The sequence below is a fragment of the Geomonas agri genome, from assembly GCF_020179605.1.
In the GTDB taxonomy this organism is placed as follows: domain Bacteria; phylum Desulfobacterota; class Desulfuromonadia; order Geobacterales; family Geobacteraceae; genus Geomonas; species Geomonas agri.
In genome coordinates, this window is record NZ_JAINZO010000001.1 from 1,901,617 (window position 1) to 1,922,544 (window position 20,928).

At 59.3% G+C, this 20,928-nt stretch carries 24 protein-coding genes and 1 riboswitch; of the genes, 5 read left to right on the forward strand and 19 right to left on the reverse strand.

Features of this window, described 5'->3' with window-relative positions; translation table 11 throughout:
- Window positions 1–4: 4 nt before the first annotated feature.
- The 9 genes from rseP to ilvY form a co-directional block, all read right to left on the reverse strand.
- On the reverse strand, window positions 5–1,072 hold the full coding sequence (gene rseP, locus K7R21_RS08245; protein ID WP_224982790.1) for an RIP metalloprotease RseP: 1,068 nt from the start codon (window positions 1,070–1,072) through the stop codon (window positions 5–7).
- 81 nt (window positions 1,073–1,153) lie between these two features.
- Window positions 1,154–2,308: a 1-deoxy-D-xylulose-5-phosphate reductoisomerase gene (locus K7R21_RS08250; protein ID WP_224982791.1), complete on the reverse strand. Its 1,155-nt coding sequence runs from the start codon at window positions 2,306–2,308 to the stop codon at window positions 1,154–1,156.
- Between the two features lie 111 nt (window positions 2,309–2,419).
- Window positions 2,420–3,208: a phosphatidate cytidylyltransferase gene (locus K7R21_RS08255; protein WP_224983426.1), complete on the reverse strand. Its 789-nt coding sequence runs from the start codon at window positions 3,206–3,208 to the stop codon at window positions 2,420–2,422.
- 29 nt (window positions 3,209–3,237) lie between these two features.
- Entirely contained in the window at window positions 3,238–3,984 is a 747-nt protein-coding gene (locus K7R21_RS08260) for an isoprenyl transferase (RefSeq protein WP_224982792.1), read from the reverse strand.
- Window positions 3,985–4,099: 115 nt separating this feature from the next.
- Complete coding sequence (gene frr, locus K7R21_RS08265; RefSeq protein ID WP_224982793.1) at window positions 4,100–4,657, reverse strand: ribosome recycling factor; 558 nt, start codon at window positions 4,655–4,657, stop codon at window positions 4,100–4,102.
- Window position 4,658: 1 nt separating this feature from the next.
- Window positions 4,659–5,381: a UMP kinase gene (gene pyrH / locus K7R21_RS08270; RefSeq protein WP_224982794.1), complete on the reverse strand. Its 723-nt coding sequence runs from the start codon at window positions 5,379–5,381 to the stop codon at window positions 4,659–4,661.
- 175 nt (window positions 5,382–5,556) lie between these two features.
- Window positions 5,557–6,207 (reverse strand): translation elongation factor Ts, encoded by a 651-nt coding sequence (gene tsf, locus K7R21_RS08275; protein WP_224982795.1) that lies wholly within the window; start codon window positions 6,205–6,207, stop codon window positions 5,557–5,559.
- 92 nt (window positions 6,208–6,299) lie between these two features.
- Window positions 6,300–7,067 (reverse strand): 30S ribosomal protein S2, encoded by a 768-nt coding sequence (gene rpsB / locus K7R21_RS08280; protein WP_183350597.1) that lies wholly within the window; start codon window positions 7,065–7,067, stop codon window positions 6,300–6,302.
- A 305-nt stretch (window positions 7,068–7,372) separates the two neighbouring features.
- Window positions 7,373–8,299, reverse strand: coding sequence for an HTH-type transcriptional activator IlvY (gene ilvY, locus K7R21_RS08285; RefSeq protein ID WP_224982796.1), 927 nt, complete (start codon window positions 8,297–8,299; stop codon window positions 7,373–7,375).
- Between the two features lie 193 nt (window positions 8,300–8,492).
- Here ilvY and ilvC point away from each other — a divergent pair, with 193 nt between their 5' ends.
- Window positions 8,493–9,965: a ketol-acid reductoisomerase gene (gene ilvC / locus K7R21_RS08290; protein ID WP_224982797.1), complete on the forward strand. Its 1,473-nt coding sequence runs from the start codon at window positions 8,493–8,495 to the stop codon at window positions 9,963–9,965.
- 179 nt (window positions 9,966–10,144) lie between these two features.
- On the opposite strand, the gene K7R21_RS08295 is transcribed toward ilvC, so the two are convergent.
- The 9 genes from K7R21_RS08295 to K7R21_RS08335 all read right to left on the reverse strand — a co-directional run bounded on the left by K7R21_RS08295 (window position 10,145) and on the right by K7R21_RS08335 (window position 17,678).
- Window positions 10,145–11,017 (reverse strand): hypothetical protein, encoded by an 873-nt coding sequence (locus tag K7R21_RS08295; protein ID WP_224982798.1) that lies wholly within the window; start codon window positions 11,015–11,017, stop codon window positions 10,145–10,147.
- A 1,028-nt stretch (window positions 11,018–12,045) separates the two neighbouring features.
- Entirely contained in the window at window positions 12,046–12,489 is a 444-nt protein-coding gene (rplI, locus tag K7R21_RS08300) for a 50S ribosomal protein L9 (RefSeq protein ID WP_224982799.1), read from the reverse strand.
- A 23-nt stretch (window positions 12,490–12,512) separates the two neighbouring features.
- Window positions 12,513–13,454: a YybS family protein gene (locus tag K7R21_RS08305; RefSeq protein ID WP_224982800.1), complete on the reverse strand. Its 942-nt coding sequence runs from the start codon at window positions 13,452–13,454 to the stop codon at window positions 12,513–12,515.
- A gap of 12 nt (window positions 13,455–13,466) precedes the next feature.
- Window positions 13,467–13,745: a 30S ribosomal protein S18 gene (gene rpsR / locus K7R21_RS08310; RefSeq protein WP_135871425.1), complete on the reverse strand. Its 279-nt coding sequence runs from the start codon at window positions 13,743–13,745 to the stop codon at window positions 13,467–13,469.
- A 3-nt stretch (window positions 13,746–13,748) separates the two neighbouring features.
- Window positions 13,749–14,150, reverse strand: coding sequence for a 30S ribosomal protein S6 (gene rpsF, locus K7R21_RS08315; RefSeq protein WP_183350615.1), 402 nt, complete (start codon window positions 14,148–14,150; stop codon window positions 13,749–13,751).
- 240 nt (window positions 14,151–14,390) lie between these two features.
- Window positions 14,391–15,485: a redox-regulated ATPase YchF gene (gene ychF / locus K7R21_RS08320; RefSeq protein WP_224982801.1), complete on the reverse strand. Its 1,095-nt coding sequence runs from the start codon at window positions 15,483–15,485 to the stop codon at window positions 14,391–14,393.
- Window positions 15,486–15,503: 18 nt separating this feature from the next.
- Window positions 15,504–16,070, reverse strand: a complete 567-nt coding sequence (gene pth, locus K7R21_RS08325) for an aminoacyl-tRNA hydrolase (protein ID WP_199393919.1) — start codon at window positions 16,068–16,070, stop codon at window positions 15,504–15,506.
- Between the two features lie 12 nt (window positions 16,071–16,082).
- Entirely contained in the window at window positions 16,083–16,670 is a 588-nt protein-coding gene (locus K7R21_RS08330; RefSeq protein ID WP_224982802.1) for a 50S ribosomal protein L25, read from the reverse strand.
- A 57-nt stretch (window positions 16,671–16,727) separates the two neighbouring features.
- Window positions 16,728–17,678: a ribose-phosphate pyrophosphokinase gene (locus tag K7R21_RS08335; protein ID WP_224982803.1), complete on the reverse strand. Its 951-nt coding sequence runs from the start codon at window positions 17,676–17,678 to the stop codon at window positions 16,728–16,730.
- A 325-nt stretch (window positions 17,679–18,003) separates the two neighbouring features.
- Between K7R21_RS08335 and K7R21_RS08340 the strand changes: the two genes are divergently transcribed.
- Window positions 18,004–18,420, forward strand: a complete 417-nt coding sequence (locus K7R21_RS08340) for a PilZ domain-containing protein (protein ID WP_224982804.1) — start codon at window positions 18,004–18,006, stop codon at window positions 18,418–18,420.
- Between the two features lie 22 nt (window positions 18,421–18,442).
- Here the strand turns inward: K7R21_RS08340 and K7R21_RS08345 are convergent, their stop codons facing one another.
- The gene (locus K7R21_RS08345; RefSeq protein ID WP_224982805.1) at window positions 18,443–18,802 is read right to left on the reverse strand and encodes a hypothetical protein; all 360 of its coding nucleotides are present in this window, start codon (window positions 18,800–18,802) and stop codon (window positions 18,443–18,445) included.
- Between the two features lie 217 nt (window positions 18,803–19,019).
- Window positions 19,020–19,096, forward strand: a riboswitch (cyclic di-GMP riboswitch).
- A gap of 117 nt (window positions 19,097–19,213) precedes the next feature.
- Between K7R21_RS08345 and K7R21_RS08350 the strand changes: the two genes are divergently transcribed.
- The 3 genes from K7R21_RS08350 (at window position 19,214) to K7R21_RS08360 (ending at window position 20,926) form a co-directional block, all read left to right on the forward strand.
- Complete coding sequence (locus K7R21_RS08350) at window positions 19,214–19,486, forward strand: hypothetical protein (protein WP_224982806.1); 273 nt, start codon at window positions 19,214–19,216, stop codon at window positions 19,484–19,486.
- Between the two features lie 31 nt (window positions 19,487–19,517).
- Window positions 19,518–20,450 (forward strand): DUF4382 domain-containing protein, encoded by a 933-nt coding sequence (locus K7R21_RS08355; RefSeq protein ID WP_224982807.1) that lies wholly within the window; start codon window positions 19,518–19,520, stop codon window positions 20,448–20,450.
- 74 nt (window positions 20,451–20,524) lie between these two features.
- Entirely contained in the window at window positions 20,525–20,926 is a 402-nt protein-coding gene (locus K7R21_RS08360; protein WP_224982808.1) for a bacteriohemerythrin, read from the forward strand.
- Window positions 20,927–20,928: the final 2 nt, after the last annotated feature.

Consider the following 20,928-nt stretch of genomic DNA (forward strand, 5'->3'; position numbering starts at 1 on the left):
AGTCTTACGCCTTGCTCGCGATCATGCGCGCGATGTCGTTGTAGAAGGCAAGCATCATGAGGCTGATCAGGAGGACGAGTCCCACCTGCTGTGCGATCTCGCGCGTCCGCTTGGAAAGCGGCTTCCCCGTGACCAGCTCGATGAAGAAGAAGGCCAGGTGTCCGCCGTCCAGGATCGGCACCGGCAAAAGGTTCAGCACACCCAGGTTCACCGACAACAGCGCCACGAAAGCGAGGAAGCTCACTCCGCCCGCCGCAGCCTGTTCACCGGCCATCTTGACGATCATGATCGGCCCGCCGATGTTGTCCAGCGGGATGGCCCGCTCCACCAGGCGCACCAAAGAGAGCACAGTCAGTTCGATCACGTTCCAGCACTGGGCGCTCCCCTTGACGATGGCCTCACCGGGGGGGAAATGGTCGGTGACGGTCTCGCCGGCGGCGACCACGCCGATCACGGGCCGGATAACCTTCTCACCGAGGAGGTTCTTGCTGGTGGTCGTCTCCGGCACCATGGTGAACTTGAGCAGCGAGGTGCCGCGCTGCACCTCGAGCTGCACCGGCACGGCCTTGCCATCGAAGATGATCTTGGCGAACTCGTCCCAGCGGGTCACCGGCCTGCCGTTCACGCTCTTGATGGCGTCGCCGGTTTTGATCCCGGCACGTGCCGCCGGCTTGTCCGGGAGCACCTCGCCCACTTTGGTGGTGACGGCGGGAACACCGAGGAACATGTAGATAACGATGAAGATGACGTAGGCGAACAGGAGGTTGAAGATCGGCCCGGCCGCGACGATGACGATGCGCTGCAGCACCGGCTTGTCGGCGAAGGAGCGCTTGCGGTCCTCTTCGGAGACCTCGACGTCCTCCCCCTCCCCTACCATCTTGACGTAGCCCCCCAAGGGGAGCGCGGAAAGCAGGTACTCGGTCTCGCCCACCTGTTTGCTGAGCAGCTTAGGACCAAAGCCAAGGGAGAATTTCTCGACCCCGACTTTGAACGTTTTGGCAAACAGGAAGTGCCCCAGCTCATGAATGAAGATCAGCGCCCCGAGGGCGATGATGGCCCAGAATATGCTCATATGGTCCCTCTGTCGGTGTGGTCGGGTACACCCCGGCGCCCCGGCCCAGCGGCACAAAGCGACGGACGAAGCGGTAAAGGATTAAGTGGTGCCGAGTACTTCTTTCGCGGTCCTTCTCCCCCAGCGGTCGGCTTCCAGCACCTCCTCGATGGAGTGCAGGGAGCGCGGGGTATGCAGGTCCATCACCTTGGCAATGGTCTGGGAGATGGCCATGAAGCCAATCCGGCCGGAGAGAAAACTCTCCACTGCAATCTCATTGGCGGCGTTCATAACCGCCGGCATGCTCTCCCCGGCCTGCACCGCGTCGTAAGCGAGCTTCAGCGCAGGGAAACGGTCGGTATCGGGATTGAAGAAGGTGAGCCCCGACAGCGCGGTGAGATCGAGCGGCTTCACCCCGGAGGCAACGCGCCCGGGATAGGTGAGCGCGTAGGCGATCGGCCCCTTCATGTCGGGCACGCCCAGTTGCGCCATGACGCTGCCGTCGACGTACTCGACCATGGAGTGCACGATGCTCTGGGGGTGGATGTTGACCGCGATCCGCTCAACCGGGATGTCGAAGAGCCAGCGGGCTTCAATCACCTCGAGCCCCTTGTTCATCATGCTGGCGGAATCCACCGTGATCTTTTTCCCCATGCTCCAGTTGGGGTGGTTCAGCGCGTCGGCCACGGTGGCGCCGGCAAGTTTCTCCTTGCCCCAGTTCAGGAACGGCCCCCCCGAGGCGGTCAGGATGACCTTGGCGATGTCTTCGGTGCGATGGCCGGCCATGGACTGGAACACGGCGCAGTGCTCGGAGTCGACCGGGTACAGGCGCACGCCCTTATCGCGCACCATCTTCATGATCAGGTGCCCGGCTGTGACCAGGGTCTCCTTGTTGGCCAGGGCAACGTCCTTGCCAGCCATGATGGCCGCAGCGGTCGGGACGAGACCTGCGGCGCCGACGATAGCAGCTACCACCATGGTGGTGTCGGCGGCGGTGGCGGCCGCGATCAGCCCTTCTACGCCGTGCATGATCTGGGGTTTTTTACCGCCCAGGGAGCGGCTCAGCGCCTTGGCCTTGTCGGCGGTCAGCACCGAGACGAGGTCGGGCTTAAAGGTTTCGATCTGCTGCTTCAGAAGTTCCAGGTTGGACCCCGCGGTAAGCGCCACCACGCGGAACTTGTCCGGGTGCGCGGCGACTACCTCAAGGGTGCTTACCCCGATCGATCCTGTCGAGCCCAAAATGGTAAGATTTTTCATTTTCCCTCGCAGATGTCTCAAGTCAAGTGGTGCGACAGGCTAACTAGCGGATATTTTTGTGGTGCTGCCCGCTCCAGCGCTGCGGTGGCAACGGCGGCGCGGCACCCGATCCTAAAAAAGGAAAAAGGCGTAGTAGTAAGCCGCCGGCGCCGCGAACAAAATCGAATCAAGCCGGTCCAGGATGCCACCGTGCCCGGGGATGATCGAGCCGGAGTCCTTCACGCCGCAGCTTCTCTTGATAAGCGACTCGAACAGGTCGCCCAACTGCCCCAGCACACCCAGGAGGAGCGCGGCGGCGAAGCAGTCGCCGATGGCGAGCTGGTGGAAGAAGGTGAACTTGACGATGATCGCTCCTATGACACTGCCGCACAGGCCACCCAGCGCGCCCTCGACACTTTTTTTGGGACTCACCGCCGGATAAAGGCGGTGTTTGCCCAACGTGGAGCCAACGTAGTAGGCGGCACTGTCGCCGGCCATGACGATCACCATGATCAGGAACAGCCATGAGACGCCGTTGGGGAGCGACCTGACCAGCACCAGGTGCACCAGCAGAAGCGGCACATAGAGAAAGCCCATCAGGACGAGGGCGACGTCAGGGGCGGCCTGCTTGATGTCCTTGAGCCGAAAAAGGGCAACCAGGGTGAAAGCGAGCACCAGGGTGGTAAGGGTGAACAGCGGCAGCACCGGGTTCCCAGAGAAGACCGCGAAGACGGCGCCGGCGCCGGCGACAGCGGCTACCCGCCCCTCGCCGCGGCGCTGCGGCAGCGCCATACGGTAGAACTCGTCCAACCCCAGGAGGGCGAGCAGGGACACCAGCAGGGAGAACTGGAATACCGACGCCTTCAGGATGAAAACAATCACGAGGGGCAGCAGGACCGCTGCGGTGGCTAGTCGTTTGATGGCGGACTCCTTCGGGGCGAGCCCCGGAACTAGGACGGCGTCTCTACCAGCTGTTCGCTGGTCATGCCGAACCTGCGCTCTCTGGACTGGTAGTCGCGGAAGGCCCGCGCCAGCTCGTGCTTGTCGAAATCGGGCCAGTTGACCTCGGTGAAGTAAAGCTCGGCGTAGGCAAGCTGCCAGAGCAGGAAGTTGCTGATGCGCATCTCCCCGCTGGTCCTGATCAGGAGATCCGGGTCCGGAATCCCGGCGGTAAAAAGGGATCCGGTAAAGGAGTTCTCGTCGATCTGTTCCGGGGCGAGCCGTCCTGCCGCCACCTCGCAAGCCAGCCGCTTGGCTGCCGTCACGATCTCCTGGCGGCTGCCGTAGGAGAGCGCCAGGGTGAGCAGCATGCCGCTATTGCCCGCGGTCTTGTCGATGGTCGCCTGGATCTCCCGGTTCACGTCCTCGGGGAGGTCGGTGCGGTTGCCAATCACGTTGAAGCGGATGTTGTTCTGCATCATCCGGGCGGTCTCGCTGCGGATGTACTGCTTCAACAACGCCATGAGCGCCTTGACCTCAGTCTTGGGGCGCAGCCAGTTCTCCGCGGAGAAGGCGAACAGGGTCAGGTAGCCAATCCCCAGGCGCGAACACTCCTCGACGATGACCCGGACGGTCTCAACACCTTTTTGATGCCCAACGATCCTGCGCAGCATGCGCTGTTTGGCCCAGCGGCCGTTGCCGTCCATGATGACGGCGAGGTGCTTCGGAAGTTTCTTGGGGTCTAAGCTGTGGTCCATGAGCATCCTGAAAACAAAAAATCCCCTTTGGATCGGGGGTTTACTTGAGGGAGCAGTGCGGACGGACGGCGGAGGCTCAAGGGGGAGCCAAGCTCCCCCCTGATCTGTCGGTCCGTCAGACCTCCATAACCTCTTTTTCCTTGTGGGCCAGCACCTCATCGCACTTGGCGACGTACTTGTTGGTGGAATCCTGCACGTCCTTCTCGGCGCGCTTCAGCTCGTCCTCGGAGATCTGCTTGTCCTTCTCGAGTTTCTTCAGCTTGTCGATGGCGTCGCGACGGATGTTCCTCAGGGCCACCTTGGACTCCTCGGCGTCGCGCTTCAACTGCTTGGCGATGTCCTTCCTGCGCTCCTCAGTGAGGGGCGGGAGAACAAGGCGGATCAACTTGCCGTCGTTAGCCGGAGTAAGGCCCAGGTTTGCGTTCATGATCGCCTTCTCGATGGGGCCGATCATCTTGTTGTCCCAGGGCTGGATGGTGATGGTGCGCGCCTCGGGAATCGCGAGGGAGGCCACCTGGTTCAGCGGCGAAAGCGTGCCGTAGGAATCGACCTTGATGTCGTCCAGAAGCGCGGTGCTGGCGCGACCGGTGCGGACCTTCTGGTACTCCTTCCTGAGCGACTCTATGGTCTTGTCCATGTGGACGTTCATATCGGCGATGACATCCTTGATCATGCTATTCTCCTTCTTTGACGAGGGTGCCGATCGGCTCGCCGTTGACAACACGTACGACATTGCCGTCAGTCGTCACGTCGAACACGATGATCGGAAGGCTGTTATCCATGCACAGCGAGATCGCGGTGGCGTCCATAACCTGGAGCCCTTTCCTGAGGACCTCGAGGTAGCTGAGCGTGTCGTACTTGGTGGCGTTCTTGTCCTTGTTGGGGTCGGCGGAGTAGACGCCGTCCACCTTGGTCCCCTTGAGGATCACGTCGGCGCCGATCTCCATGGCCCTAAGGCTCGCGGCGGTGTCGGTGGTGAAGTAGGGGTTGCCGGTGCCGGCACCGAAGATAACCACCCTGCCCTTTTCCAGGTGCCTGATGGCGCGCCGGCGGATGTAGGGCTCGGCGACCTCGGCCATACCGATGGCGGACTGGACGCGGGTATCGACGCCGACCTTCTCCAGGGCGTCCTGCATGGCAAGGGAGTTGATCATGGTGGCCAGCATGCCCATGTAGTCGGCGCTGGCGCGGTCCATCCCCTTGGAGGAGGCAGCGACGCCGCGGAAGATGTTGCCGCCACCGATAACGAGGCACAGCTCGACGCCAAGTTCGACCACCTGCTTCACCTCGCGGGCGATGGCGGTGATGGTGTTGGGGTCGATGCCGTACCCCTGGTCGCCGCCGAGGGCCTCGCCGGAAAGCTTAAGAAGTACTCTTTTGTAATACGGTTCTGCCATCGTAGTCACCTTGCCTTTTTTGACGGCAAAAAGCCCTTACGCAGAACAGGTTCCGCAGCGATGTACCGCGTGCGGTGCGCCCGCCGGGGCGAGAACCTCCCGCGCAGCGCCTTTTGCCTTGCTACAGATAAAAAAAGAGCCGCCCATTTTCATGGCCGGCTCCGTTTGGAACGTGTTACACGCCGGCCGCCGCGGCGACCTCTGCCGCGAAATCGTTCTCCTTCTTGGCGAGGCCTTCGCCGAGCACGAACTTGGCGAAGCGACGGATGCTCATGTTCTCGCCGATGGAAGCGATGGTCTCGTTGAGGAAGGTCTGGATGGTCTTGTCCGGGTCCTTAACGTAGGCCTGCTCCATGAGGCAGATGTCGCCGAAGAACTTGTTGATCTGGCCGTCGAGGATTTTCTCGATGATGGCCGCCGGTTTGCCGCTCTCTTTGGCTTTCTCGCGGTAGATTGCTTTCTCGCGCTCGATCAACTCTGCGGGAACTTCCTCACGACGGACGTACAGCGGGGAAGCTGCAGCGATGTGCATCGCGATGTCCTTCACGAAAGCCTGGAAGTTTTCGTTCTTGGCAACGAAGTCGGTCTCGCAGTTGACTTCGACCAGGACGCCGATCTTGCCGCCGGCGTGGATGTAGGAGCCGACCAGGCCCTCGGTGGCGGCGCGGCCAGCCTTCTTGGAGGCGGCAGCCAGACCCTTGGTACGCAGGTAGTCGATCGCTTTCTCGTGATCGCCGTTGGTTTCGGTCAGGGCCTTCTTGCAGTCCATGAGGCCGGCGCCGGTTACTTTCCTGAGTTCGTTTACCTGTGCAGCTGTAATGCTCACGTTATCCTCCACAGTCACCCGCGCCTTGGCGGCGCGGGTTTCTTAGTCATTGTGTTATTGATAGGTGTTGCGGTTGCCGCGGATGGGGAGGCTTAGGCCTCTGCGGTAACCTCTTCAGCCACTTCCTCGCCCTCGGTGGAGAACTCCTCCTCGGCACCGGTCTGGAGACGGGCGTTGCGAGCTTGGGCACCTTCGAGAACTGCGTCAGCCATCTTGCTGGTCAGCAGGCGGATGGCGCGGATAGCGTCGTCGTTGCCCGGGATGACGTAGTTGATGTCGTCCGGATCGCAGTTGGTGTCGACGATTGCGACAACCGGGATGCCAAGCTTCTTGGCTTCGCTGACAGCGATCTCTTCGTTTTTCGGGTCAACTACGAACAGCACGCCCGGAACCTTGCCCATGCCCTTGATGCCGCCCAGGGTCTTCTCGAGCTTCTCACGCTCTTTGGCAAGCTTGAGCTGCTCTTTCTTGGTGTAGGCCTCGATGGTGCCGTCAGCGATCATGGCGTCGAGACGCTTGAGACGGTCGATGCTCTGCTTGACGGTGGCGAAGTTGGTGAGCATGCCACCCAGCCAACGGTCGTTGACGTAGAACTGCCCGCAACGCTGTGCCTCTTCAGCCACGGAATCCTGAGCCTGCTTCTTGGTGCCGACGAAGAGGATGGTCTCACCAGCCTGGGCAGCGTCGGTGACGAAGCTGTAGGCGTTTTTGAAGAGCCTTACGGTCTTCTGCAGGTCGATGATGTAGATCCCGTTACGAGCGCCGAAGATGTACGGCTTCATTTTCGGGTTCCATCTCTTGGTCTGGTGTCCGAAGTGGACGCCGGCTTCCAGCAGTTCTTTCATGGTGATGTTCGACATGTTTGCTTCTCCTTTTGGTTTTCCCTCCGCCACCCATCGATACCGGAACCCGCTAAGCGGGCACCGCCGGCAAGGACTGCAATGGCGTGCGAATTTTAAACAGCAAACTTATATAGCACATGGGTGAAACGAAGGCAAGGCGAAAACCGTCTCACGCAAAGGCGCAAAGACGCAAAGTTAACAGCTCTAACAGGGATAAAAAGGATAAAAGGGATAAAACCAAAACGACTCTCTCATTTCACGAGAGACTGCCATTTCTTTGATCCCTTACATGCCCTTCATCCCTGTTTGATGATTTCTCTTACTTAAGCCTTTGTCTCTTCCCGTTTTTGCGTGAGCTGCCCTTGTTTCGATGACTGCTCCTCTGCCAGTTGCCAAAACGCCTTCACGCTCGGCCGCTGCAGGTTTCTCTTGCTAGTGCAAAGCCCTACCTCGTAGGGTTTCAACTCCGGTGCGTTCTCCAGGACGACCACTTCGTCCCGGAATGGGCTGCGCTCAAGAACCAGTTGCGGCACGATGCCGACGCCGCATCCCAGCCGCACCATGGCGATGATAGCCTCGTTCCCCGAAACCTCGGAGGTGATGTTGGGGGTGATGCGGTGCTCCTTGAGCCACTGGTCCAGGCGCCTGCGTGAAAGACCCGTCTGCGGCAACACCAGCGGCGCGCGGGAAAGATCCAGACACTCCCCTTTGACCGGAACCTCGACGGCGCCCGACCGTCGCGGCGCTATGAAGATAAGCGGGATGGTGACAATGGGAAGGAACTGGATGTTGGAGCGCGGCCCGTCCGGGAACGCCGCCACCGCGAGATCGATCTCCCCGCTTTGCACCTGCGCCACCGCCTGTTCCGCCGCACCGGTCCTCAACTCCAGTTGCACCTCTGGGTACTTCTCCCGGTATGACTCCAGTAGTTCCGGAAGCAGGCTGTAGACCGCCGTGATCGATGCATATATAGATAGGGACCCGGCAACGGTCTGTTCGTTTTTCATCGAGGAGCGCAGGCCCTGCCATTCGTTGAGGCAAAGACGTGCGTACGCCCTCAGTCGTTCACCCGCCGGCGACAGGGTCACCGTCCGGTTGTCGCGCAGGAAAAGCGGTTGTTCCAGTTCCTCCTCCATGCGCTGAATGGTGCGGGTCAGGGCCGAGGGGCTCAGGTTGCACGCCTGGCTCGCCCGTCCGAAATGTTTCAGTTCCGCCACCGTAAGAAATATTTCCAGCTCACGCAGATCCATTCGGCCCTCCATAACTCCCATCTCTCCCACAACGCCCATTCTTCCCAAGCAGTTGTCTTTAGCATTGCGTCGCACGCAACACAATATGCACAACAAATCAATTTACGCAATGTAAAATTTGGTATACATTCGCCACACTTTCACACTACAAACCGCCACTAACCACACCACACGATATATTCAGGAGGGAAAGATGGGACAGAACTACTTCAACACCCTGCCGCTGCGTCGCCAGCTTCAGGAACTGGGCACCTGCCGCTTCATGGACGCTTCCGAGTTCTCCAACGGCTGCGAGTACGTGAAAGGCAAGAAGATCGTCATCGTGGGCTGCGGCGCACAGGGCCTCAACCAGGGCCTCAACATGCGCGACAGCGGTCTCGACGTCTCCTACACCCTCCGCAAAGAAGCCATCGAGCAGAAGCGCCAGTCCTACCAGAATGCGGTGGACAACGGCTTCAAGGTCGGCTCCTACGAAGAACTGCTCCCGACCGCCGACATCGTCATGAACCTTGCCCCGGACAAGCAGCACAGCAATGTCGTTGCAACCGTCATCCCGTTCATGAAGCAAGGCGCTGTGTTCAGCTATGCCCACGGCTTCAACATCGTTGAAGAAGGGACCCAGATCCGCAAGGACCTGACCGTCATCATGGTGGCTCCGAAGTGCCCGGGTTCCGAGGTCCGCGCAGAGTACAAGCGCGGCTTCGGCGTACCGACCCTGATCGCCGTTCACGGCGAGAACGACCCCAAAGGCGACGGCCTTGAGATCGCTAAAGCCCTGGCCTCCGCACAGGGCGGCGACCGCGCCGGCGTGCTCGAGTCCTCGTTCGTGGCCGAGGTGAAATCCGACCTCATGGGCGAGCAGACCATCCTCTGCGGCATGCTGCAGGCGGGCGCGCTCCTCTGCTTCGACAAGATGACCCAGAACGGCATCGCCGCTCCCTACGCCGTCAAACTGATCCAGTACGGTTGGGAGACCATCACCGAGGCGCTCAAGCACGGCGGTATCACCAACATGATGGATCGTCTGTCCAATCCCGCCAAACTGGTCGCCTTCAAACTTGCCTCCGAACTGAAGGACATCATGCGTCCGCTGTTCCAGAAGCACATGGACGACATCATGAGTGGCGAGTTCTCCCGCACCATGATGGAGGACTGGGCCAACGACGACGTGAAACTCCTCACCTGGCGCGAGCAGACCGGCCAGACCGCTTTTGAGAAGACCGAGGCAGCCGGCGACATCTCCGAGCAGGAATACTTCGACAAGGCGATCCTCATGGTTGCCATGGTGAAGGCCGGCGTCGAACTTGCCTTTGAGACCATGGTGCAGACCGGCATCGAGCCGGAGAGCGCTTACTACGAGTCGCTGCACGAGACCCCGCTCATCGCCAACACCATCGCCAGGAAGAAGCTGTACGAAATGAACCGCGTCATCTCCGACACCGCCGAGTATGGCTGCTACCTCTTCTCCCACGCCTGCGTACCGTTGCTGGCTGACTTCATGAGCAAGGTCGGCACCGACGTGATCGGCAAAGGTCTCGACGTCAAGGACAACAGCGTCGACAACCAGTTGCTGGTCGCCGTCAACGCCGAGATTCGCGAGCACCTCGTCGAAGAAGTCGGCGCCGAACTCCGCGCCGCCATGAAAGGTATGCAGAAGATCGTGTAAGTCCAGAAAGCTGGATAAGCAGAAAGAAAAAGGCGCTCAAACGAGCGCCTTTTTTTGTGATATCAGATATAGCTTCTTTGAAGATCTTTGAACCAAGATACATTTGCCACGAAGCGCTGCATCCGCTGAGGCGTCCCCCCCTTTGCGAAGGGGGGACAGGGAGGCTTTGCTTCTTGTTCCTATTGCCCAATCGGCATCGACTGCGCCTCCGAGGCCACGGCGGGCGGCGCATGGGTCGCCTCCAGAATTGTGCTCAAGAGATACACCATGGGCTTGATCACGGTCTCGTCACTCCAGTAGGCGGAGTGATTGGCCGGGTTCCAGGAGGTCAGGATGTTGCCGACACTCACCTCGACATCCTCGGATACCGCCGCCGAGTAGCTTGAGCTGAGCGGCTTGAGGGGCCAGCCCAGCACGTCGTCCGAATCATAAAGGTTCAGCCACTTTGCCTTTTTCCGAAGCGGTTCAGTCAGAGTAGGAGGGGGAAACTCGATGCAGGCGAGGTTCTCCTTGTCCACGCAAAATAGCGGGATATTGCTCCCCAGCGTCACTAGGCCGGTCAGCGTCTCCATGCGCTCAAAGGGCGTGCTTCCGTAGCGCTCCCGGTCGTACCCTTTCTGACGGTCCCAGATGTAATTGGACATGAACACCGAACCGACGGAGTGTGCTACGACGATGAGAGGCTTGTCCTGGTCCCCCAGCTTGGCCCGCAGTTGCTGAATGCCCTGGTGCACCACGCCGTGGATCCTGTGATAGAGGTTTTCGGTTCGGTTACCGGAAGCGTGGTAGGAGCTCATGGTGCCGAAGGCGTTCAGGAAGAACTTGCGCAACTTGGCCCAGTTCAGGTCGTTGTTGGCCGCCAGGTCGACCCAGATCTGGTGCTCCCGGGCCGAAAGCAGCGGGGCCCAGTAGACCCCTTGCCAGGCGACCTCGTCCCTGTTCAGGCCACGCCCCGAAATCCTCTCACGCAATTCGTAGACCATGTCGTGTGCGAAGTCGTCGGCCAAAGTTCCCATACCATGCACAAGCAGCACGCCAACTTTCTTGTTCATGTGTGCCCCCTTTCGCGCCCGCCCATTGGATCGGCCGCCCCGCGTAGCGCCGCCCCGCGTAGCGCCGCGTCGCTGCTGCTTCCGCCCCTGCAGGGCCAAGCGCAGCAAACGCGCCGCATAACGCCTTTAATGTGATCACACAAATATAACCACATATCCTGTCGGCGCAACCGTCTCCTGCATGAGTAGCACTGAGAACAACTCAGCGCACGACTCGGCCGCAGCGAAAACCGTTGGGGCTTGAGAAGGCTCAACACTATTACGAGTCCTCGGGCTCCTTTGTAGCTGCCATGCGAACAGAACGCTGGGTGAGCGGACACCAGGCCTGGGAAAGCGGGGCTGTAAAACCTTGTCATTCGTGTTGGAGAAAAGGAGTCTGCCGGGATGGTAAGGATGCCATCCCCTTGCGGGCTTGCGCCCCGTAGCGCTTGTTCGCGCAGGGGTGAGTGAAATTGCCACCTCAGATATGACGGAACCTGCGTCTGATCAAATCCCCGGAATTCTTTGCCTCCCAAAGTTCCGCCCGCTGCGCCTAGCGACCCTCTCCTGCTCCTAACCTCCTCGTTGAACTTCCTCATGTTGCCGCTCAACTCACCGGTCAGCGAAAAGTAGTCGTCTATTGCACGCCCTAGCAGGAACTCCGCCTCGTGCCGTACGTCCATGTGCACGTACAGATCCGTCTCGTGCGCCGACGAAACCTCTTCGCGCACCCGCGTCTTTGCTGGCCGCAACAACTCCAGGACCGACCGAAAGGGGCTCTGCTTCTCCCCGGGCTCCTGCAACCGCAGCAACTCTCGGAAAATTTCCTCGGCGGCGCCAGCAAGGGTGATAACGCTGAAAAGGTCCTTCTGCGCGAAGTAGAGCAAGAGCGCCGTCTCCACCTGCCGCGTGGCGATGTCCTGCTTATGATGTTTCTCGATGTTCACGGCTCCCCCAAGCGGCGACCACGCCACCAAACGTAAAAGGGCCGCACTCCCTGGGGAGGCGGCCCTTCATTATTACTGAAACTGCAGGTTTTGCAGCAAGGCTTAGGCCTTGGTGATCACGACTTTCAGGGTAGCGACCACTTCCGGGTGGAGTTTCACGGTTGCGGTGAACTCGCCCAGGTGTTTGATCGGCTCGGCAAGGACGATGCGCTTGCGGTCGATTTCCACGCCGGCGGCTTTGAGCTGCTCGGCCAGTTCCATGTTGGTGACGGCGCCGAAAAGCTTGTCGTCAGCACCAGCCTGGTGAGCGATGGAAAGGGTGATGCCCTCGATCTTGGCTGCGATCAGCTTGGCAGCTTCGAGAACCTTGTTTTTCTTGTACTCGAGGTGACGCTTGGCGTGCTCGAGAGCCTTGGCGTTCTTCTCGGTGGCCTCGATGGCGAAGCCCTTCGGGAGCAGGTAGTTCCTGGCGTAGCCCGGTGCTACTTTCACGATGTCGCCGATGTTGCCGAGATGCTCTACGTTTTCTTTGAGAATGACCTTCATGTGTTGCCTCCTAGCCTGGTTAGTTACAGGTTTTCCTGTTTATTGGGGGACCGGAAGTCCGCCCAGAGATCAAATACGCCCAGCGCCGCCACCGCCAGCACCATCATGGGCTGGAAGATCAGGAGCAGGCTTGCCAAAAGTCTGATAAAGACCGGAACCTGGAGCTTCCTGAAGAAAAAGCTGATGATCGCAAACCCTTGGGCCGAGTAGACAGCGCCGAGGACGATCAACACGTTCAGGGCAGCGAGGTGCACCAGGGTATCCGGAACCAGCGTGCCGAAACCCGACACGATCAACAGCCAGATCAGCGGCTCCGGATTCTTGTACTTCCTGAAATCCCCGGCGTACAGCGGTATGCGCAGGCGCGCCGCTATCCCGGCGAGGAGCATCAGGTTCATGCAGGCGATCATCCCGTAGGCCACAGTCACCAGCGCGGGATAAATGGTAATCACCAGCTGTCCGGCCTGGTGCATCGAGTCCTGCAGCGCCTTGAGCTCGTCGCCCTTGACACCCGCCTTCTGGTAGATCTGCGAGGTCTGGTTGATGCTCGTCTGCACGCCCTTGCTGATCTTGGCATGCAGGTCGGCGCCGGTGGTCATGCCGTACACTACCGCGGCGACCAAAAGTACCGTGATGGTGACCGCCACCGAGTAGATGACGGAACGCGCCCCCCCCTTGTTCCTGAGCAGGAACTCGGGAAGCGCCAGCGACAGCACGCCGGCCTGTAGTAAGTAGATCGCCGTTGCGGCCGGATCACCGATTCCGAGAAGAATGGCGCAGCTGGCCAGAACAATGGCCAGGCCGACCACCCGCCCCTGCTTGACCGCGTAGAACGCGGCCGGGGCCGAGGCGAACAGCCCGGGGATGGTGCCGACCACGGGGAGATAGACGAAAGCAAGGAAGAGCGTCACCGTGGCGACGCTCCCCTTGATCACATCTAAAATCTTCCCCTGCAACGGATTCACCGTCAGCGGCACCTAGGCGGTTGCGTGGCTGCCGGCGATCGGGAGCAGCGCGATGTTCCTGGCGCGCTTGATCGCCTCGGTGATTTCCCTCTGGTGCTTGGAGCAGTTGCCGGAAATACGGCGCGGGATGATCTTGCCGCGCTCCGAAACGAAGTAACGGAGGGTACGGGGATCTTTGTAGTCGATGCTTACCTGCTTGTCTGCGCAGAAACGGCAGACTTTACGACGCTGGAACGGACGCTTCTTCCTCGGCCCGCTGCTGGTTCTCTGGGGTGCTCTTTCGTCTGCCATCTCTTATTCCTCCACCGTAGTAGTCGTTTCGGCCGGAGCCTCGGTAGCAGCCGCAGCCACTTCCTCGGTCCCTTCCTCGGCACTTTTGGCCGGAGCGGCTGCCGGTGCAACCACTTCCTGCTCGAGCTTCACGCTCTGGTACCTGATCACCTTGTCGTCAAGGCGCAGACGACGCTCAAGCTCAGCGATCAGCGGGGCATCTGCGTCGAAACGGAGGTAAAAGTAACGGCCACGGGGGTTCTTGTTGATCGGGTAAGCCAGTTTCCTGGTGCCCCAGTCCTCAAGTCTCTTGAAATCGCCGTTCATGCTGGCGATTACGTCCTGCACCTTGGTGGAAAGAGCTTTGATCTCTTCGTCACCGAGGTCCGGCTGGACGATGTAAATCGTCTCGTACATCCTGCTCATTGTTAAGCCTCCTCACGGTTAATTTAGCCCCGGTCCAACCCGGAGCAAGGAGATACGGCCCTTAGGCCGTTCTGGTGAACGGTACTTACTACTACACTTATGAAAATTTGACAAGCAAAAGATCCAGAGGCCGGCGAATATTTATTCGTCCCTACTGTGAAAGAATCCTCTGATCCAGCTTATATGTGATGCCACGGCCGCTGTAGGGAGGAATAATCATTCGCCCTACCCCTCCGCAATCTACACGTTGAACCTGAAATGCATGACGTCGCCATCCTGCACCACGTACTCCTTGCCTTCCAGCCGCATCAGGCCCTTCTCCTTGGCTCCACTTTCGCCTCCGGAGGCGATGTAGTCGTTGTAGGAGATCACTTCGGCGCGGATGAAGCCTTTCTCGAAGTCCGAGTGGATTACGCCTGCGGCGCCGGGTGCCTTGGTCCCTTTAGTGATGGTCCAGGCGCGAACTTCCTTGACGCCGGCGGTGAAGTAGGTGATGAGCCCAAGCAGTTCGTAGCCGGAGCGTATCAGGCGGTCAAGGCCGGACTCGGCAAGCCCCATCTCCTCAAGGAAAGCCTGCTTCTCCTCACCCTCGAGTTCGGAAATCTCCGCTTCGATGGAACCGCAGATGGTAACCACGCCGTTGCCTTCCTTGGCGGCGAACTGGCGCACCTCCTCGATGTAGGGGTGTTTTCCCTCGAGGTCGTCCTCGGCCACGTTGGCGACGTAGAGCACAGGCTTAGCGGTCATCAGGTGCATGTCGCGCAGGATCAGTGTTTCATCCTCATTTTCGGGCAGGTGGCGCGGCGAGAGCCCCTTTTCCAGGGCCGCTTTTACCTTCAGGCAGAACTCTACGTCTTCCTTGGCCTTCTTGTCGCCGCTTCTCGCCTGCTTCTCGGTGCGCAGGATGCGCTTCTCGACGGTGTCAAGATCAGCCAGCGCCAGTTCGGTCTGGATCACCTCGATGTCGCGTACCGGCGACACGGAGCCGCTTACGTGCACAACGTTCTCGTTCTCGAAACAGCGCACCACGTGCAGGATCGCGTCCACGGAGCGGATGTGCCCAAGGAACTTGTTGCCCAGTCCCTCCCCCTGGCTGGCCCCCTTAACGAGGCCGGCGATATCGAGGAACTCAACGGTGGTGGGGAGGATCCGCTCCGGGTGCACGATCTCGGCAAGCTTGTCCATGCGGGGATCAGGCACCGACACGATACCGACGTTGGGATCGATGGTGCAGAAGGGGTAGTTGGCGGACTCGGCACCGGCCGAGGTGAGCGCGTTGAAGATGGTGGACTTTCCCACGTTGGGGAGACCGACTATGCCGCAGTTGAAACCCATGCTATTTCCTTTTGGTCGTTACTTCGCGTTGAAGATGCTCATGGCCTTGGGCATCCCTTCCTTGATGGCCATCTCCATGGCGTCCAAGGAGGTATCCAGTACTTCCAGCAGCTCGTTCATCTCCTCTTTGGCGAAGTTGGTCAGGACGAAGTTCACCACGTCGCCGTGCAACGGCCGGCCAATGCCGACGCGCACCCGGGCGAAGGCGTTGGAACCCAACTCCTGCCCCAGCGACCGAAGACCATTGTGGCCTCCATGACCGCCCCCCTCCTTGAGTCGCACCTTGCCGAACGGGATATCGAGGTCGTCGTGGATCACGATGAGATCAGACAGGGACAGCTTGTAGAAGCGGAGAGCCTCGGCCACCGAGCGGCCGGACAGGTTCATGAAGGTCTGCGGCTTGAGGAGGTAGACCCGCTCGCCCGCCCAGTTGCCGTCACCGGCAAGGCCGGAAAAGGCCTTCCTGGTGACGGCGATGTTGGACTGGCTTGCCAAGCGGTCTAAAACCATGAAACCCGCGTTGTGGCGGGTCCATGTGTACTTGGGCCCGGGGTTGCCGAGCCCTACGATCAATTTTGCTGCCATAACGGTCCTGGACTAGGCGGCGGCCTCTTCCTCGGTAGCAGCCTTGCGGCCGAGGATGCTGACCACCGGAGCCTTCGGATCGCTCAGGATGGCGGTGCCGATCGGGGCGCTGATGTCGCCCACGTGGATGGAGTGGCCGATGGCGAGGTCAACGACGTCAACGTTGATGTGCGCCGGGATGTGAACCGGGAGGCACTCGACTTCAACGGTGTGCATAGCGAAATCAAGGAAGCCGCCAGCTTTAACGCCGGCCGGGGTGCCGACCAGGTTCAGCTTGACCTGTACCTTCACCTTGTCGGCGAGGTTGATCTTGTGCAGGTCGACGTGACGTGCGTGGTTCTTCAGGGAGTCACGCAGCAGGTCGGCAACGATGACGTTGGCGCCTTCCAGTGCCGGCACGCCCTGCAGGGTCAGGATGTGGTTGCGGCCGCCTTCACCGGCGATGGCTTCGGTAAGGTCCTTCAGGGCCAGCGAGATGCAGATCGGCTCGATCCCTTTGCCGTACACGACGGCCGGAACGCGGCCAGCGGCGCGCAGACGACGGCAGATACCCTTGCCGGTTTTTTCCCTCAGTTCAACATTCAGCACCTGCTTACTCATACATCCTCCGATGTCAATCTTGGTATTTGATCTTCCAATGACAGTTTTATTTTGGTACTACACAAAAAGGGAGCTGACGGATTCGTCCTCGTGGATGCGGCGGATCGCCTCGGCCAGGAGGTCTGCTACGGAAAGCACCCTGAGCTTGTCGGTCTGTTCTGCCTTCTCGCCCAGCGGGACGGTGTCGGTGATGACCACCTTCTCGATGACGGAATTGTTGATCCTCTCGATCGCCGGCCCGGAAAGGACCCCGTGGGTGGCGCAGGCGTAGACGTTGGCGGCGCCGTGATCTTTCAGAGCCTGGGCAGCATGGGTCAGGGTGCCGGCGGTGTCGATCATGTCGTCCAGGATGATGGCGTTCTTGCCCTTCACGTCGCCGATCAGATGCATGACCTCCGCCACGTTCGGCCCGGTGCGGCGCTTGTCGATCACGGCCAGGGTGCAGCCGAGCCTCTTGGCAAAGGCACGGGCACGCTCGGTGCCGCCTGCATCCGGCGATACCATGACCAGGTTGTCGAGGTCATCAGCGAAGCGGCTCTTCAGATGGGTCAGGAGCACCGGCGCTGCGTAGAGGTTGTCCACCGGGATGTTGAAGAAGCCCTGGATCTGGCCTGCGTGCAGATCGATAGTCACTACACGGTCGGCGCCGGCTGCGGTGATCAGGTCAGCGACCAGCTTGGAGGTGATCGGAGTCCTCGGGGCAGCCTTGCGGTCCTGGCGCGCGTAGCCGTAGTAGGGAATCACGGTGGTGATGGTCGCTGCGGACGCCCTTTTGAGGGCATCGATCATGATGAGCAGTTCCATCAGATTGTTGTTGGTCGGGCAGCAGGTGGACTGCACCACGTAGATGTCACGACCGCGCACGTTCTCGCCGATTTCGACCATGATCTCGCCATCGGAGAAGGTCCTCACCTTCGCCTTACCCAGGGGGACCCTGAGGCAGTCACAGATCTTTTCTGCCAGAACCGGATTGGAGTTACCGCTGAACACCCTGATCTTGTTTTCCATCAATGCACCGGCCCTCTTTGTTTTTTTCTTTTATAAATGGCTGCGCGTGCACCGGTCGCATCGGCGGGGCAGCCTGCATCCAGAACCCAGGAAACGCTACTTAATACAATAGTTGCCCCTTGAAGTCAATCGAAAAGCTATCACGAGAGCGCCTCTCCGCGCTCACCGCCACGCCCTTCGCAAGCCTTGCGCGGCACACTTCGCCTGCCGCGGCAAAAAACCTGCGCTACAACGGATTGTTGACAAAATCCGCTATAGTTAATATCTAATCTGGACGATAAGAAGCCTGCCGATCAACACACATGTGTGCGAGGAGGATACGGAGATGGAACAGCGACGCTTTCACCGGGTCACATACAGTGCCCCCGGAGAATTAGTTCATCATGGCATCAAATATCGTTGCCGCCTGGAAAACGTCAGCCTGCGCGGCGCCCTGATCAGCGCCGACGAGTGCCTCATGGTACCTCTCCACGAGTCATGTAAACTCACCGTCCCCGTGGAACCGGGGAAAGAGCCCCTGACCATCACGGTCTGCGTGGTGCACTGCTTCTTCTCGATGGTTGGGGTGAAGTTCATCGGCTTCGCTGGAGACACCGAACTGAGACTGCTCGAACTGCTAAAGCGGGAAACTTCCGAACCGGACAGGCTCGCAGAGGAGTGGCAGAGCCTGGAAAAGAAGAGTGCAGTAAGCGAGGGAGAAGGGACAACCTGCATCCCTGAACCGGCCGTGGCGATCTTTTGATCGCCACAGTACCGAACCCCGTTCAGTGCTTGGTGGGGTGAATCTCGGAGTCCTTGGGTATGCGGCTTTCATAGGGAAGGCAGCTGTTGATGTTTAGTACCTCTTCAGCCAAAGCCACACTCTTGTACCTCAGCGAGACCTGTTCCAGCTTATCCTTCAGGCGCAGCAGAACGTCAATGCACTCGGTTTTGGCGTACTCGTTGTACAACTGCATCACTTCCAGGAATACCTCATCCAGCGATTCATCCAGGGAAACTTCCGGCACCGTCACTTCCGAACCTTCCTTGTTCCAGTTCTGACGCACCTCGTCTTTAAAGCGACCCAGAGCCATTTTGTCGATCTTATACTTGGCATTACCAATTTCAAGGATGCTTCTAACCATGCCCTCTCCCGATACAGCTCAAATTCATCAAAACAAGACGAGGCTACGACCGCCTCCATGATGTAAGATTTCGGCAACTACACGGGAAACTTTAGTGTTTTTGTCGTCAGCAGTAATGTGCAGCCGCAGCAAAATTGATTTCGCCTTAAAAACCTTCCTTGACAGGGTTCATGCCTTGAGCTATCGTTCCCACAACTTTTCCGACTCCACATACGATAGACGATAATACTAAACCATCCGCGAGGATGGGACGGAAAGCCTACAGGGTCTCACCGAGACAGCCGGGTCGCCGAAATATCAAAGAGATATTCGGTCCCGGCTTTTTTATTGCCCAAAATCCAGCCCCCCTTTCCGTCCAGACTCCAGCTATGACTGGATCAGGAAAAGGCTGATACACCAGGAGGAACTGACATGAGCATAAAATCGTTACTCAACACGCTTGCGGCAGGAGCCGTTTTCTGCATGCTCGGCGTCGCAACCGCGCAGGCCGGTTCTGTCGGCGTTAACATCAACCTGAACGGCTATATCCCCGCCCCCCCCGGAGTGCACATCTATTACGATTCCGGCCGCCCCTACTACGTAGAAAACCGCCAAAGGGTTTACCTGAAGGAAAAGGATCACCACGAGAAGGAGCACCACGACCACGGCAAGAAGAAAGGGCACAAGAAGCATCACAAGGACTAAATCTCTTCACAGGTAGAAGGAGGTTAGCACTATGCGAAACACGACTATTGCCTTTAGATCCGTCATCATCGCCATCGGCGCCATCATCGCTACAATGGTTTACCTGGGAGGATGCGGCGGCGGTGGCGGCGGCGCCAGCACCGGAACCCTGAAACTCGCCATCACCGATAAGCCAAGTGATGCCTACCAGAACCTGGTCATCTCCATCAAGGAGATCAGGGTCGTGCCCGCCGGTCACGAAAATGCGGCAGACAACGACCCGGCCCTCCCGGTCCTGGCCACCTTCAACCCGCAGGAAAAGGTCATTGATATCATGACCCTGCAATTCATCCAGCAGGCGTTGGGCGAGATCGTGCTGCCGGCAGGAACCTACAACCAGATTCGCCTGGTCCTTTACCCGAATCCGAACGAAAACCAGGCTCCGGTCAACTACCTCACCCTGAAGAGCGACCCGAACACGAAGATCCCACTGACCACTCCGAGCGGTCAAACCTCCGGGCTCAAGATCCTCGGCCCGCTCGAGGTCAAACCTGGAGTTATCAATGCCGTCATGATCGACTTCGACCCGAACACTGCAGTGGTTAAGCGCGGCAACAGCAACGAATACAACTTGAAGCCCACCGGCATCAGGATGATCCAGATGGCCAACATGCTGAGCCAATTCGGCTCCATCGTGGGCAACGTCAGCAACGCCTTGCAGAACTGGAGCAGCGCCACGGTCTCCATCAAGCGTCGCGGCACCATCAACGACGCCACGCCCATCGCCTCTGGCCAGATCTTCGCTGCCTATACCAGCGGCAAATGGCAAGCCCCCTTCTCCGCCTTCGTGCCGGCCAGCGAATCGGGCTGGGGCTACAAGACCTTCATAAACTCCAACGGCTTCGCTCTCTACTCCTCACCCACCGTGCCGGTGGTGCAGAGTCAGCCCAGCGATCTGGGACAAATCGTACTCGCTCCGCAATAGCGGAGGTCGTCATAACCCGGTCTTCCCCGCATGGGGGAGACCGGGTGCATTACTGATGAGGGAGAACAAAGTGTATGCCTATAATTGAATGGAAGGACTGCTATGTGGTCGGCATACAGGAGATCGATCAACACCACCAAAGCCTCGTGCAGTATCTCAACAAAACCTATGACCACTTCCGGGAGGGGCACCCGTTGGACCCCTCAGTGCTGGAGATCCTCATCGACTATTCCATGCAGCACTTTGGCTGTGAAGAGCGTTGGATGGAGAACTCCTCTTACCCAAAGCTCGGAACGCACAAGGATGAGCATCGACAATTCCGCGCCAAGATCTCGCAATTGAAGAAAAAACGGCCATTCGACACCAAGTGGTCGGTCGAACTCCTATGGTTTCTCTGTAACTGGGTCACCCACCACATACGGGAAACCGATGCAGAGTTCGGCAGGTACCTGAACACCAAGTCTCGACACGGCTGAGA

Excerpts from the sequence above, each read along its gene's own strand:
- rseP (WP_224982790.1), bottom strand. The coding sequence starts at position 1,072 with ATGAGCATATTCTGGGCCATCATCGCCCTCGGGGCGCTGATCTTCATT.
- K7R21_RS08250 (WP_224982791.1), bottom strand. The coding sequence starts at position 2,308 with ATGAAAAATCTTACCATTTTGGGCTCGACAGGATCGATCGGGGTAAGC.
- K7R21_RS08260 (WP_224982792.1), bottom strand. The coding sequence starts at position 3,984 with ATGGACCACAGCTTAGACCCCAAGAAACTTCCGAAGCACCTCGCCGTC.
- frr (WP_224982793.1), bottom strand. The coding sequence starts at position 4,657 with ATGATCAAGGATGTCATCGCCGATATGAACGTCCACATGGACAAGACC.
- pyrH (WP_224982794.1), bottom strand. The coding sequence starts at position 5,381 with ATGGCAGAACCGTATTACAAAAGAGTACTTCTTAAGCTTTCCGGCGAG.
- rpsB (WP_183350597.1), bottom strand. The coding sequence starts at position 7,067 with ATGTCGAACATCACCATGAAAGAACTGCTGGAAGCCGGCGTCCACTTC.
- ilvY (WP_224982796.1), bottom strand. The coding sequence starts at position 8,299 with ATGGATCTGCGTGAGCTGGAAATATTTCTTACGGTGGCGGAACTGAAA.
- ilvC (WP_224982797.1), top strand. The coding sequence starts at position 8,493 with ATGGGACAGAACTACTTCAACACCCTGCCGCTGCGTCGCCAGCTTCAG.
- K7R21_RS08295 (WP_224982798.1), bottom strand. The coding sequence starts at position 11,017 with ATGAACAAGAAAGTTGGCGTGCTGCTTGTGCATGGTATGGGAACTTTG.
- rplI (WP_224982799.1), bottom strand. The coding sequence starts at position 12,489 with ATGAAGGTCATTCTCAAAGAAAACGTAGAGCATCTCGGCAACATCGGC.
- rpsR (WP_135871425.1), bottom strand. The coding sequence starts at position 13,745 with ATGGCAGACGAAAGAGCACCCCAGAGAACCAGCAGCGGGCCGAGGAAG.
- rpsF (WP_183350615.1), bottom strand. The coding sequence starts at position 14,150 with ATGAGCAGGATGTACGAGACGATTTACATCGTCCAGCCGGACCTCGGT.
- ychF (WP_224982801.1), bottom strand. The coding sequence starts at position 15,485 with ATGGGTTTCAACTGCGGCATAGTCGGTCTCCCCAACGTGGGAAAGTCC.
- pth (WP_199393919.1), bottom strand. The coding sequence starts at position 16,070 with ATGGCAGCAAAATTGATCGTAGGGCTCGGCAACCCCGGGCCCAAGTAC.
- K7R21_RS08330 (WP_224982802.1), bottom strand. The coding sequence starts at position 16,670 with ATGAGTAAGCAGGTGCTGAATGTTGAACTGAGGGAAAAAACCGGCAAG.
- K7R21_RS08335 (WP_224982803.1), bottom strand. The coding sequence starts at position 17,678 with ATGGAAAACAAGATCAGGGTGTTCAGCGGTAACTCCAATCCGGTTCTG.
- K7R21_RS08340 (WP_224982804.1), top strand. The coding sequence starts at position 18,004 with ATGGAACAGCGACGCTTTCACCGGGTCACATACAGTGCCCCCGGAGAA.
- K7R21_RS08345 (WP_224982805.1), bottom strand. The coding sequence starts at position 18,802 with ATGGTTAGAAGCATCCTTGAAATTGGTAATGCCAAGTATAAGATCGAC.
- K7R21_RS08350 (WP_224982806.1), top strand. The coding sequence starts at position 19,214 with ATGAGCATAAAATCGTTACTCAACACGCTTGCGGCAGGAGCCGTTTTC.
- K7R21_RS08355 (WP_224982807.1), top strand. The coding sequence starts at position 19,518 with ATGCGAAACACGACTATTGCCTTTAGATCCGTCATCATCGCCATCGGC.
- K7R21_RS08360 (WP_224982808.1), top strand. The coding sequence starts at position 20,525 with ATGCCTATAATTGAATGGAAGGACTGCTATGTGGTCGGCATACAGGAG.